We start from the raw sequence: 13,080 nt of genomic DNA, 5'->3' as shown, positions 1-13,080 counted from the left end.
GCATAAAGGGAAGCAGATGTTGAGTTTGTGAAGTTCCTCATTTGTTGGGTGTGATATTTCACACAGTGTTGATAATTATTTTCATAAAAACGTCAAAATATGATTCAGGTCACTTAGCCCTCCTGGATAGCTTGGTAAAATTCATGGTAGATTATAAATCCTGTATAGAGGAGCAGATTGATATGCATATATCCCAGATCAGGCAGCAATTAAAAGAGGTTCCTATTTTCAAAGAATTATCACCAGAAGAGCTGGATCCGATTGTTGAAATCGTCCAGCCAAGATTCTTCAAAAATAAAATGTATGCTTTCATGCAGGGAGATCCGCTTGACCGGGTTTTCTTCATATATTCGGGCAAGGTGAAAATTTATAAAACAGATTCATCAGGCAGGGAACAAATCGTTTCCGTCCTTGAGACTGGTGAAATGTTTCCTCACGCTGGTTTCTTCAGGAAAGGGCAATATCCTGCTCACGCCGAAATAATGGAAGACACACAGATGATCATCGTACCGATCTCAAAATTTGAAGAAATCCTGGTTGCCTACCCCGAACTTTCTATTAAGTTAATCCGGTACTTGGCGAGAAAATCGTCGACCTGCAAGCAAGACTCGAGGAGCAGATTCTTCATAATACGTACGAACAGATCATCATGCTGCTGCTACGTCTTTGCAAGACTAATGGAGAAAAAAGAGAACATGGATTTAAACTAACGACCCATTTTACCAACAAAGAATTCGCCAACATGATCGGTACCTCCAGAGAATCCGTCAGCAGAACCATCAACCATTTAAAAAAGAAAGATTACTTAAGCTTGGATCCTGAGGGCTTCTATTTGATAGACCATGAAAAATTGCATCAGGAATTGTTTTAACAGGAAGCCACAGGTTCTTGAAGAAAACTTTTTTTTGCTCTTAAGTGATGCGTATCACGGAAGAAATGAATGAAAATGATTATCATTTAATCATACCAACTATAGTGTCGAGGAGCTGAATGATATGGAACACAGAACGATTGAATTGGATGTGCGTGAGGATATCAATAACAAGCTGGAGCCTTTCCAAAAAATCATGGAAGCCATTAGTGATTTGGGATTGAATGACAAGCTGGTTCTCCATGCTCCTTTCAAGCCAGTCCCCTTGTATGGCGTTTTAAAAGCAAAGGGATTTGAATACGAAGTCGAAAAAATCGAGGCAAAACATTATAAAATCACTTTTACCAAAAAGGGAGGGAAATAAGATGATACTGGACAATAGAGGTCTAGAACCGCCACAGCCAATGATGAGGACGCTGGCAAAGCTTGAAAATCTTGAGGCAGGACAGACGCTTATCATCATCAATGACCGCCGGCCGATGTTTCTGTTCGAGCAGCTGGATGAACTTGGGTTTTTATATTTGACCGAACAGCAAGAAGATGGCAGCTATCGCGTGACTATTTCCCGAAAAGCGGGGTGATTCAATTGTTTCAGCAAAGAAGTGGTAACGAAACAAACATAAAGCTTCCTTTTTCATTCATCGGCTTCAGCATGGTGGCATTAATCCTTTCACAGCTGCTGATCCTGCTGAACGGTGACCTTCTTGTTTCCGGCGTGTTCCGATTGCCGGCAATCTGGTCCGCTGCACACCTTTTCGTGCTCGGCTGGGCCTGATGGTCGCTATGGGTGCGATGTACCAGCTGGTGCCTGTCGCTTTCCTGACACCGATTTGGAACGAGAAATTTGGCTTTTGGCAATTGGCGGTAACGGCTGCAGGCATCGTAACTTTCGCTGCGGCACTGTACCTTCGCCCACAGGATGCCTTGGTTCCAGGGATCCTGACATTGCTCGGAATTTTGATGTTCATTTTTCAGATGTTCATGACGCTTAACAGCCAGGCAAAACCAAATATCCTAACTTTGTTCGTCGGTACTGCACTTGTTTCTCTCCTGGCTACAATTACACTCGGTATCACACTGGTCCTGAGTATGAAGACAGGATTTGCTTCGGAATATTATCAATCCATTTTTAAAACCCATATCCTGCTGGGTACGGTGGCTGGTTTTCATTCTTGATCTTTGGCTTTTCATATAAGATGGTTCCGATGTTCTCACTTTCACATGGTTATTCCATGAAACCTGCACCTTATGTATTCGGTGTTTATGTTGTTGGGATTATCATTTTGATTTCTTCTTTCTTAACGGGCAGCCATCTGTTCGAAGTGTGGGGAACTCTCATGCTATTTGCCGGGTTCATGATTTTCACCTGGCATGTGAAAATGATCATTGATAAGCGTGTGAAGAAGAAGCTTGACCGGCCATTCATGTTCGCCTTATTTGCGATTGGCTGCGGGGCTTTAATCCACTTTGCCGCTTTTGCTGGAAGTGCCGCGAATTTTCTTTCAAAAATGGCAGGGCCGATTATTTTATTATATTTAGTCGCCTGGATTGCATTCAGTATCATTGGTTATCTATATAAGATCGTTCCATTCCTCTGGTGGACTCATAAATACAGCAAGGAGATCGGTAAAAAGAAGGTACCTGCGTTAAAAGACATGATGGATGAGAAGCTGGCACTGCCGCTTTTCATCATGTTCACTGCCGGCACGATCCTTCTAATACTTTCATTCATTGTCAAGCTTATGCCGGTCTTTTATGTCGGCCAGGGCTTGATTGTTATCGGAGCTGTCCTGTTCAGCTATATTATCGCCAAAGTGATAACTATTTAAGGAGGAGTTAGAAATGACTGAATTAAAGGGAAAAATCAGGGAAAATTTAAAAACTGTGATAGACCCAGAATTGAATATTAATGTTGTAGATTTAGGATTGATATATGAAATAGACGTCCCAGAACCTCGAACTGCAAGAATTCTAATGACACTTACGACTCCAGGCTGCCCTCTTCATGACAGCATCGCCAGCGGCATTAAATATTGCGTACAAGGCATGGAAGAAATTGACCATGCAGACGTGCAATTAGTGTGGGAGCCAGCTTGGACTCCAGACCTGATGACCGAAGATGGAAAAAGACTGCTTCAGGGATTTTAATGTGAACACCCACCTGCAGTAAAATATGAAGTATTCATATACAATGGCAAAATAAAAAGAAACGCTTGAGATTCAAGCGTTTCTTTGCATGATTGTTTATTTAGCATTTGAAAGGCCAAATGACAATGCCTGACGAAAGTTGTTTTCTGCTTCCTGCAATTCTGCCAGCTGGAGTTCATCTGCCTGGAATTCATTACGCAAAGCCTCATTACTAGTTGAAAGAGCTTTTGAGATTCGTTGGAAGTCGATAAAAGAATAATTCATTGCCATCCCTCCAATCCATAAAAAATGGAAGTATAAATGTATTTTATTCCCCTGCATCCTTATTTATTCCAGGAAAATAATTGGTCGTTATTTTTCAAACATGTGCCTAAAAACAACCAAAAGCCCCCTGTTCAACAGGAGGCTTTGTCTTTATTTATCAACTCTTGGAGGCGTTTGCCCCAATACTGGTAGTAATCTGTGCGGATGAAGCCATTGAACAGCTTTCGTTTCTTTGTTGCCGGTTTTCCGTATACTTGTTCAAAGTCCTCATTGGATGTCAGGATATAGATGGACCAAGTGTCAAGTGGAGCAAAGGCTTCGCCCATCTGGCTGTACATTTCTTCAACAGCTTTCTTTTCACCCAATCTCTCGCCGTATGGAGGGTTTCCTACAATGACGCCATACTCTTTTTTTGTCGTAAAGTCCTGGACTCGCATTTGCTTGAAGGAAATCAAATCACCAAGTCCTGCTTCAAATGCATTCTCTTCTGCGATTTTCACCATCCGGTGGTCAATATCCATCCCGCTTATATCTAACGGCTGATCATAATTTGCAAGGTCCTCTGCTTCCATTCTCACCTCGTCCCAAACTGAATCGGGAAAAATGGGCCAGGCTTCTGAAACAAATTCTCTGTTAAAACCTGGTGCGATATTTTGTCCGATTAACGCAGCTTCGATCGGGATTGTTCCAGAACCGCAAAACGGATCAACGAATGGTTTGTCCGGATGCCAATTTGTCAGCTTGATCAGGGCAGCTGCAAGTGTCTCCTTCAAAGGAGCCTCCCCCTGGCCGGATCTGTATCCACGCTTATGCAGGCCGCTTCCACTGGTGTCGATTGTCAAAGTCACGACATCCTTTAGAAGGGCAACCTCTATTTTGAACAATGGCCCGTTCTCTTCAAACCATGTAGTCTTTTTATAAGACTTTCTCATTCGTTCAACAATTGCTTTCTTGACGATTGCCTGGCAGTCAGATACACTGAAAAGCTTGGATTTTACTGACTTGCCCGAAACAGGAAATTCAGCATTTTCCGGTAAAAATTCTTCCCATGGGAGGGCTTTCGTTTTTTCGAATAATTCGTCAAATGTATAGGATTTGAATTCGCCAATCTTGATTTTGATTCTGTCTGCCGTACGGAGCCACATATTGCTTCTGGCTACAGCCCTGACATCACCTTTATAAGTGATCTTTCCATTTTCTACTTGGCATTCATATCCAAGGTCACGGACTTCCTTTGCGACGATTGCTTCAAGACCCATCGCAGAGGTCGCGATTATATCAAAATTCTTCATCGTTTCACCCTTTATATCCAATATCTTATGTATTTCATATTAAGTTGCCCAATAACACTTAATATATATAAAAAAAGCTCTCCTGGCAAAAGGAGAGCTTTAGTAAACACTCATACAAATCCATTAATAACGTTCTGTAAGCCATGTTTTGTACCTTTGTACTGCAAACGACCAAAAGTCTCGTACTCAGGCGGTAATCATCTATCTACAGATGAAAACTCATCTGTCCTTCCCTTTGTTCAATTCCTCCAGGAAGATGCCCCTACCATCGTTTGGGTTTCTCGCTCGTGGGGTTTACCTCGTTCCACCCTTCCGATTTCTCGAAAGGCTCCGTCACTGTGGCACTTTTATAGGTATTCATGCCATATCGTTGCCGACTTAGGCATTTTCCCGGCCGTCAGCCGAGCGTGAGCCCGACTGCCCTGGCTTATGAATTGGCCAGGCACGAACACTACAGGCATCTCAGCCTGTGCGAGCATGGACTTTCCTCTGCAGCAAAACTGCAGCGATTACCCGAACGTTATTAACAGCTACAAGAAACATTATATGAAATATAGGTTTGAAAAGCAATGGTAATACATTTCAAAAACTAGCAGGTAATGGATTAATCGTAAAGTTTATCCCCAAAAACATGCTTTTCCAGATTAGACAGCCTCTTAAGGATATCGAAATTCGTTGTACCAGCTGCCTGTGTGCTTGGCCGGCGCGAAGCTTCATCGAGCTGCTTTTTAAGACGAAGATTGTCCTGTTGAAGCTCTTCAATCTCCTGCTGCATCACTTCATAATCCTTGATAATCATATCAAGGAATTTATCAACATCTTCTGGTTTGTAACCACGCATTGCTGTTTTGAATTCTTTTTCCAAAATATCTTTTGCAGTTAACTGTATTTTATCGGATAGCATTCCATTCACCTCAATATACGCCAATCGTCACATTTATTTTTTCAAAAACAAGGCGATTTGTCAATTTTTCTTTTATTAAGCTTGTTTATGTGCACCTGCAGGCATTATCCATGGTTAAAAACCCTGCTGTTTCAATTGTTCCTCTTCCACAGCCATCTGTAAATCGTACAATGTAATTAATCTTATATCATAATCGTTAGCTTCTTGATACTTTTTTGCTGTTTCATATATAAATTTTGGGCTGCCTTCTTTTTCAGGATCATAAAGCAGGACCAACAGGTCGCTTTTCTCTATAAAAAATTGGTTCTTCAACCTGAATTGCCACGGTTTTTCATAAGGCTTTTTAGTGATGGAATCAACATGGTCAGCTCCAGCAAGCACTGATTCATACCACTCCTTATTGGCATCTTTCCAAGTTTCCTCCTGATTCAGAAAAGGAGTGAATACTGAAAGTTTAAGTTCGGGATATTCTTCCTGCAGTTCGAACACCGCCTCACCAGCCCATAATTCAACACCTAGCTGTCCGCTTATCATTACCCATTCCAGGCCTTCCTCAATTAAAGGAATCAAGCTTTTTTTTATCGCAATCTTTATGTATTCTGCTGACGGATGATTATGCTGGAACACGCCAAGTTCAAAAGGTTTATAACCAGATATCGCAGCTACTTTTACCATATAATCTCCTTTGAATCTTTTATTTATCAGAACTACATATTGAAGGTATTCCCTATATTCAGTTTTTATTACCCCATAAAATCTTAAAAAAACAAGGGCTGCAGGAGCCCTTGTTTAAAGTCATTTTATCGACCAAATCCTGGACCTCCAAATCCTGGACCGCCAAATCCCGGGCGCGGTCTCGGGCCAATTGGAGCCACTCCGCCTGGTACCGGACCAGGTCCGCCATAATGATTCTGGTGTGTCACCTGATTAACCGTGGACTGTGTCTGCGGGAAATAATGGACATGATCGTAATTGATGTGGTTTACGTTTGTAGTGTGTGTTGGATGAACATGCGGAACCACATTGTTTATAAAGTTATGGTTTGTACAGCACTTTGTAGGATGAACTACAGTTGGCAATACATGTGTCGGTTTGCAGTGCATAGTGCATAACTCCTTTCACTTAGACTTATTGTTTACATTATCAGCCTATGAAGAAGTGATGCGTCTTGTACTAATGAAAACACCTATTTTTCAAGAGAAATTGCAGTGCAACCGCTTGGTGAAATTCTTAGAGGAATGTGTAAAAGTTGTCCTTCAATCCGCTGAAAATAACAGCGATGAGGGTAATCACAACAAAATAGAGAACTAAAACCGCTTTATACATCAAACCAGCCCCGTAAAATTATATTGTATTTAAAACACTATACAATTTTACATTTTACAACGTCTAAACTATACATACAACAGGATATTACAGGTTTTAAGGGATAAATGTTAAAATTTTGTTACAATACAAAATTTATTGACGAAATCTAGCATAAAACCAGTTTATTTTAGCGAATTTTGCGCTTGCCCGGGAAATTCTTTTCGTGAAATCCTGTGAATTCTTTTTTCGAGCTCCTGGATAAAAATCATGTCTTTTTTTGTTGCACTTTTTTTCTTCCTGATGAAGTTCTTGAGCAAGCTGACAATACTTCAGAGCCAATTCAAGCTTTTTTTCACGATGTTCGAAATGTTTGGCCAGCTCGATACATGCTTCTTTACGCTGCGTTTTTGTCCCTTTGGCTGCACTTTCTTCCCACAGGGCAACCGCCTTATGCCATTCTTTATTCTTTTTATGCTCAAAAGCTAGTGCATGCTTAGCTGAAACCGCTTCTTCATTTCGACCTTCCAGCAGTCCAGTGAATGCTTCCTTCGCTTTGTCTGACTCACCAAGGTAGGAAAACCAGCGTCCCACTTCGTAAGTTTCCCGCGATGTTTGGGTCTTGTTCCTACCGAGAATCTGGAAGGTTAAATGTGTATATAGAGTCAATAAAGAAAGGATATCCGTTTCATTATGCTTAATGACCCCCAGCAATCCCTCAGGGTTCTTCCTCTCCAGGAAGTCAAAATAAATCATTGGTGCCAAAAAGCCAGGAATGTCATCCTTCCTTTCAAGACCCAAGATCTCCTGTTCCACTATGCTTAATTTCATCCGCTCAATCTTATGCTTCCATAATCTTCTCGCTGCATGGTACAAATCAAAGTGGCCAAAGGAAGGCAGCTTCGGCACATGGTCTCGGACAAGGGTGTGCCTCGTTTTGACTTGCGGCCAATCGAAAGCCTTCCCATTGTAGGTAACCAATGTCGTGTAATCGGCATTCATCAAAAAACTCTGGTAAAGAGCCACTTCTGCTCCGGGATTTGGCAGGATATGCTGTTTCAGCCTAACCGAATCACTCGATATGGATGCATGGCCAAGCAGGAAGATGGTGTTGCCTGTCCCTCCCCCTAGTCCGGTTGTTTCGGTATCAAAAAACACCAGGTCTGCAGGACTGTGGCCGACTGCAGATAGCGGATGGTTGGTTTGTTCGTTGTTCCAGAGTGAAACAGCCTCGAGCAAATCGCCGAATTTATAATGCCCATGCTGGTGATCAAGCGGATAACTCACTTCCCTGACTAGACAATATTGTCCATCAAAATAGAAGGGGGAAACCTGTTCCTGCTCCCAAACGTCAAGAAACGGGATTTCTGGTGTTTGTTCAGCTTTGACCGGTTCGGCCTTTGGCTTATCAATCCCGCTTTTTATATGGGGTTTCAGCCTGTTCAGTTTATTCTTGAGACTCATATTCCCCCTCCTTTCCTAAACAGCGGCTTTAAGAAATAAATCCAGTAATTTTACAACATCATTTTTAGAATGGATGGATGCAGTATCCGTTCCGATGCAAGACGGGCACCCATCGGAACACTGGCAATTCTTGACCATTTGTTTTGTTTGCTTCAGTATTTCTTCTATTCCAGAGTATATTTTCTCGCTGAGTCCTATTCCTCCAGGATAGCGATCATAAAAGAAAATGGTTGGCTTTTCATTGTGGGCAGCCTTGACATGAGGGACTACATAAACGTCAGAAGGGTCACACATAACAAATAAAGGCGCAATATGCTTCAATGCCTGAGATGTCCCAATCAACCCTTCCTCAAGACGGTCATGACCAAATTCTGACAACTCTTTGTTCAATGATATCCATGCTGAACTTGTGTGAAGCTCCTCTTCCGGAAGATAAATCGGTCCAGAACCGATATTCTCATGTGTTTCAAACCTGATCTTCTTGAAAATCGTTGCCATTGCTCGTACGCTGACATCTCCATAGCCGATTTCTGTTTCATCATTACCCCTTACCTTATCTTCCTCAAGAACGCTCAACTGAACAGCGAGATTGGCATCGGTAAAATAATCAACATCGACTTCACGAACATACGCCTTTTTTTTCCTCCCAATCAAGCTCTTCCACCTGGAATTGGATTCCCTGATGCAGATAAATCGCTTCTTCGTGCAGCAGCGTCATGGCTGAAAAAGTATCCATTTCACCAATCACCCTGACATTGGCTACATCTGACTGGTCGATGATCACCACGTTTTCCTGTGATGCTGAACGGAGGCTGATATTGTGCGCCGGGAATGCATCATTCATCCAGAACCATTTGTCTCCGTTTTGGTGCAGGATACGCTCTTCCGTCAAATATTCAAGTATCTCTTCAATTTCTGCAACACCAAAAGTGTCGCCCTTTTTAAATGGCAATTCATAGGAAGCACATTTGATATGGTCAATCAGAATAATCAAATTATCCGGATTGATCCTTGCCGTTTCCGGACTGCGGTTGAAGAAGTAATCAGGATTCTGGATCACGTACTGATCCAGCGGACTGGAGCTGGCCACCATGATGACAACTGACTCCCCATGGCGGCGTCCTGCCCGGCCTGCCTGCTGCCAGGCACTTGCAATCGTTCCCGGGTAACCGTTCATGATACATACCTGAAGCTGTCCGATATCGACACCAAGTTCAAGCGCATTCGTGCTGACAACCCCGTATATATCACCTGAGCGGAGTCCCTTTTCGATTTCGCGCCTTTCTGTCGGAAGGTAACCGCCCCGGTATCCCCTGATCGCCTTTGGGCCAAGATTGTGTTTGACCAACTCCTGTAGATAAGTAAGCAGTATCTCGACCCGGACTCTGCTTCTGGCAAACACAATTGTCTGGATCCTATTTTTCAAAAATTCACCTGCGAGCCTTCTGGTTTCAAGCGTTGCACTTCTGCGTACATTTAGCGGGATATTGACAACTGGAGGATTATAAAATAAAAAGTGCTTCCTCCCTGAAGGAGCTCCATTATTATCAATCAGTACCATATCCTTTTCAGTCAGCCCCTCAGCCAATTCCAAAGGGTTCGCAATCGTTGCTGAAGTACAGATGAAAACAGGATTGCTGCCGTAATAATTGCAAATCCTCTTCAGTCTTCTGATGACATTTGCCACATGGCTGCCGAAGACTCCCCTGTAAATATGCAATTCGTCAATGACGACATACTTCAGATTCTCAAACAGGGAAACCCATTTTGTATGGTGCGGCAGGATCGCAGAATGGAGCATGTCCGGATTTGTAATAACGATATGCCCTGCCCTCCTGACCTTCTGACGGATATTGGAAGGAGTGTCCCCGTCATATGTATAGCTATTGATCGCCAGCTCCGCCTCCTGGATCAGCTCGTTAATTTCACTCTTTTGGTCCTGGGCCAGTGCTTTTGTAGGGAACATATACAGAGCTCTGGCATTCGGATCATTTATGATAGATTGAAGCACTGGCAGGTTATAGCATAGTGTCTTTCCCGAAGCAGTCGGCGTGACGGCCACAATGCTCTGCCCCTTCATGATTTGATCATATGAAGACTTTTGATGTGTATACAAGCGAGAAATTCCGCGTCTTTCTAATGCTATTTTCAGAATTTCGCTTAATTCCTCTGGCATTTCTTCAGTTAGGGCTTCTTTCTCTTCAATCGTATGCCAGTGGACAATATTACTCTTTACCGATTCACTAACCTTTAATTCTTGCAAAACCTCTTGCATGCTTTTCCGGATCTTCATAGCGTTCACCTCGTTGTTCTTATTTTAGCGAATAAACGTTCGTTGCAAAAGATAAAAGTTCAATAAATCAAATTGCTATTTTTTGGCATTCAACTTTAAAATTCGCATTTCTATCACTCTCGGATCAATCAGTTATGTCATTTAATACAACCTTTTGCTAAAATAGAAAGGACAGACAGCTAATTGAGGTGTTTCTTTTGGATAAAAATGAAATCAAAAGTGTCCTGGCCCGATTTTCTTTGTTCAGGGACCTTGATGACCAGGAACTTGAAAAGATTATAGATATATCAATTTCACGAGAATGGAAGAAAAACAGCCATATTTTCATGCAGGGCGATCCGCTTGAAAATGTGTATTTCATTCATGAAGGAAAAGTGAAGATCTATAAAAGTGATGCCAATGGCCGGGAACAAATAGTGGCTATTCTGAAAAAAGGAGAAATGTTCCGCACGTGGGGTTTTTCAGAAAAGGCGGATATCCAGGCTATTCCGAAGTATTGGAGCGGGCAAGTCTTGTTGTCGTACCGATATCACAATTCGAGAAAGTTTTGGTTGATAACCCTCATTTAAGCATCAAGGTATTCAAGGTACTTGGAGAAAAAATCGTTGACCTTCAAGAAAGGCTTGAGGCACAAATCCTGAACAACACATACGAACAAATCATAAAGCTTTTGATCAGGCTGGGTGAACTTCATGGAGAAAAACAGGAAGATGGCACAGTTTTGTTAAAGGCTGATTTCACAAACAAAGACTTGGCCAATATGATTGGAACGACTAGGGAAACGGTTAGCAGAACGCTGACCAAAATGAAAAAGGACGAATTGATCACTACTGATTCTAATGGGAACATGATATTAGTCCCAGACGTATTGATGGATGAGCTTGTTTAATTTTCGTAGACTCTGTAATTAACTCAGACAATTATCAGGTAATCTCGGCAAAAGCCCTAAAGACTATGAAAACCAGATTTTATCAAACAATAATCAATTCGAAAACAACCATAATAAAACCCCCGGAGCATAATGCTTCGGGCGTTCATAATATTATTCAGTTTTGCTTAATCCCATCATTGTTTCCAAATCTTCCTGAGCGGTTGTGATCAACTTCAGGTTGAATGTTTCCTGAAGAACTTCCATCACTCCATCAGAAATGAATTCTGGCGGCTTAGGCCCAATGCGAATATCCTGGATTCCAAGACTGAACAATCCAAGCAGGATCGCTACAGCCTTTTGCTCGAACCAAGAAAGAACGATACTTACAGGCAGCTCATTAACATCACAATCAAACGCATCAGCTAATGCCTTCGCGATTTTTACAGTGGATACAGAGTTATTGCACTGTCCAAGATCCAAATATCGAGGGATGTTCGTTCCAGGAACCACACCATAATCCACATCATTGAAACGGAATTTCCCACATGAAGTTGTCAGGATAACAGCTTCTGGAGGAAGCGATGTTGCAAGCTCCCGGTAGTATTCTCCGCCTTTGCCAGGTGCGTCACAGCCAGCAATAACGAAGAAGCGCTTGATTTTACCAGATTTCACTGCATCGATAACCTCTGGCGCAAGGCCGATCACTGTTTCATGGTGGAAGCCTGTCACTAATGTTTCTTCAGATTCCATATTTGCTTCAGGAAGCTCCAACGCTTTTTCAATTAGCATTGAGAAATCATCATTTTCTATTTTCTTTACATTCTCAAGGCCTGTAACCTCATAAGTGAACATACGGTCTGCATATGAACCTTTGATTGGCATTACACAGTTTGTCGTAGCCAGGATTGCCCCTGGGAAGTTTTCAAACAGGCGGCGCTGGTCGAACCAGGCTTTTCCGATATTCCCTTTAAGGTGAGGGTACTTTTTCAATGCCGGATAGCCATGGGCAGGAAGCATCTCTGAATGAGTGTAAATGTTGATGCCTTTTCCTTCTGTTTGTTTAAGCAATTCTTCAAGCGCGAACAGATTATGTCCTGTAACGACGATGCATTTTCCTTCAATCTTATTTTGGCTGACCTTTACCGGCTGAGGGATACCAAGGCGGCTCGTATGCGCTTCATCCAGAAGCTCCATCACGCGAACTGCTGATTGGCCAACCTTCATAGCCATATCGATATGTTCTTGTACATTAAAGTTTGAGTTAGTTAATGTCATATATAATGCTTCGTGGGTTGTTGCGTCAACAAATGGATCAGTAAAACCAAGCTGGTTGGCATGCGTTCTATATGCGGCGATCCCCTTTAAAGCAAAAATCATTGTGTCCTGCAGACTTGCGATTGTTTCATCTTTTCCGCATACACCAACAACTGTGCATCCTCCTGTTGGCGTTTGTTCACATTGGTAACAAAACATATGTGTATTCCCCTCTTCTGCGTTATTTACTGTATCAGCATACCGAGGAAGAAAATCTCTTTATGTGACCTAAATCACACTAAAGGCATTTTTCACAAAGTGTTCAAAAAGGTAAGGCGAAGTAATGAAGTCTCACCAAGGTAAAAGTATCTCAATCTTGAACAGGGACATTCTTCTCTACATAACCTATTATAA

Annotated in this window: 13 protein-coding genes, 1 other RNA gene and 3 pseudogenes; 8 read left to right on the top strand and 9 right to left on the bottom strand. The window is 42.2% G+C overall.

Translation table 11 applies throughout. The features are described from left to right. The first annotated feature begins 182 nt into the window (after window positions 1–182). From JCM21738_RS00755 to JCM21738_RS00735, 7 genes and pseudogenes are all read left to right on the top strand, one after another. A pseudogene (locus JCM21738_RS00755) lies at window positions 183–871 on the top strand (Crp/Fnr family transcriptional regulator). Between the two features lie 124 nt (window positions 872–995). Continuing rightward, window positions 996–1,235, top strand: coding sequence for a DUF2249 domain-containing protein (locus JCM21738_RS00750; RefSeq protein WP_023627601.1), 240 nt, complete (start codon window positions 996–998; stop codon window positions 1,233–1,235). 1 nt (window position 1,236) lies between these two features. Then, window positions 1,237–1,452 (top strand): DUF2249 domain-containing protein, encoded by a 216-nt coding sequence (locus tag JCM21738_RS00745; RefSeq protein WP_023627600.1) that lies wholly within the window; start codon window positions 1,237–1,239, stop codon window positions 1,450–1,452. A gap of 5 nt (window positions 1,453–1,457) precedes the next feature. Next, entirely contained in the window at window positions 1,458–1,646 is a 189-nt protein-coding gene (locus JCM21738_RS26955) for a hypothetical protein (protein WP_369385585.1), read from the top strand. Next, window positions 1,646–2,047: a hypothetical protein gene (locus tag JCM21738_RS26950; protein ID WP_369385584.1), complete on the top strand. Its 402-nt coding sequence runs from the start codon at window positions 1,646–1,648 to the stop codon at window positions 2,045–2,047. Before JCM21738_RS26955 ends, JCM21738_RS26950 begins: the two co-directional genes overlap by 1 nt. After that, window positions 2,044–2,700, top strand: coding sequence for a hypothetical protein (locus JCM21738_RS26945; protein ID WP_369385583.1), 657 nt, complete (start codon window positions 2,044–2,046; stop codon window positions 2,698–2,700). Before JCM21738_RS26950 ends, JCM21738_RS26945 begins: the two co-directional genes overlap by 4 nt. A gap of 13 nt (window positions 2,701–2,713) precedes the next feature. Further along, window positions 2,714–3,019 (top strand): metal-sulfur cluster assembly factor, encoded by a 306-nt coding sequence (locus JCM21738_RS00735; protein WP_023627598.1) that lies wholly within the window; start codon window positions 2,714–2,716, stop codon window positions 3,017–3,019. A gap of 96 nt (window positions 3,020–3,115) precedes the next feature. Here the strand turns inward: JCM21738_RS00735 and JCM21738_RS24095 are convergent, their stop codons facing one another. The 8 genes and pseudogenes from JCM21738_RS24095 to JCM21738_RS00710 all read right to left on the bottom strand — a co-directional run bounded on the left by JCM21738_RS24095 (window position 3,116) and on the right by JCM21738_RS00710 (window position 10,541). Next, window positions 3,116–3,283 carry a hypothetical protein gene (locus JCM21738_RS24095; protein WP_023627597.1) on the bottom strand — a complete coding sequence of 56 codons (168 nt, stop codon included), beginning with the start codon at window positions 3,281–3,283 and terminating at the stop codon, window positions 3,116–3,118. Window positions 3,284–3,414: 131 nt separating this feature from the next. Continuing rightward, the gene (locus tag JCM21738_RS00730; protein ID WP_035208681.1) at window positions 3,415–4,575 is read right to left on the bottom strand and encodes a THUMP domain-containing class I SAM-dependent RNA methyltransferase; all 1,161 of its coding nucleotides are present in this window, start codon (window positions 4,573–4,575) and stop codon (window positions 3,415–3,417) included. A gap of 132 nt (window positions 4,576–4,707) precedes the next feature. Beyond that, an RNA gene (gene rnpB / locus JCM21738_RS22905) (RNase P RNA component class B) lies at window positions 4,708–5,096 on the bottom strand. 83 nt (window positions 5,097–5,179) lie between these two features. Then, complete coding sequence (gene gpsB / locus JCM21738_RS00725) at window positions 5,180–5,479, bottom strand: cell division regulator GpsB (RefSeq protein WP_023627594.1); 300 nt, start codon at window positions 5,477–5,479, stop codon at window positions 5,180–5,182. Between the two features lie 114 nt (window positions 5,480–5,593). Continuing rightward, window positions 5,594–6,154 (bottom strand): SLOG family protein, encoded by a 561-nt coding sequence (locus JCM21738_RS00720; RefSeq protein WP_023627593.1) that lies wholly within the window; start codon window positions 6,152–6,154, stop codon window positions 5,594–5,596. Window positions 6,155–6,279: 125 nt separating this feature from the next. Next, window positions 6,280–6,582, bottom strand: coding sequence for a CotD family spore coat protein (locus JCM21738_RS22900; RefSeq protein ID WP_081741998.1), 303 nt, complete (start codon window positions 6,580–6,582; stop codon window positions 6,280–6,282). 358 nt (window positions 6,583–6,940) lie between these two features. Further along, window positions 6,941–8,248 (bottom strand): ribonuclease H-like domain-containing protein, encoded by a 1,308-nt coding sequence (locus tag JCM21738_RS00715; RefSeq protein ID WP_035208679.1) that lies wholly within the window; start codon window positions 8,246–8,248, stop codon window positions 6,941–6,943. A 15-nt stretch (window positions 8,249–8,263) separates the two neighbouring features. Further along, a pseudogene (locus JCM21738_RS00710) lies at window positions 8,264–10,541 on the bottom strand (DEAD/DEAH box helicase). A 197-nt stretch (window positions 10,542–10,738) separates the two neighbouring features. On the opposite strand from JCM21738_RS00710, the pseudogene JCM21738_RS00705 reads away from it, so the two are divergent. Next, window positions 10,739–11,430, top strand: a pseudogene (locus JCM21738_RS00705) (Crp/Fnr family transcriptional regulator). 153 nt (window positions 11,431–11,583) lie between these two features. Here the strand turns inward: JCM21738_RS00705 and hcp are convergent. Further along, on the bottom strand, window positions 11,584–12,885 hold the full coding sequence (hcp, locus tag JCM21738_RS00700; protein WP_023627588.1) for a hydroxylamine reductase: 1,302 nt from the start codon (window positions 12,883–12,885) through the stop codon (window positions 11,584–11,586). Between the last annotated feature and the right edge of the window lie 195 nt (window positions 12,886–13,080).

It is taken from the genome of Mesobacillus boroniphilus JCM 21738 (assembly GCF_000517385.1).
In the GTDB taxonomy this organism is placed as follows: Bacteria; Bacillota; Bacilli; order Bacillales; family Cytobacillaceae; genus Mesobacillus; species Mesobacillus boroniphilus.
This window is presented reverse-complemented; position numbering and strand designations above follow the sequence as displayed.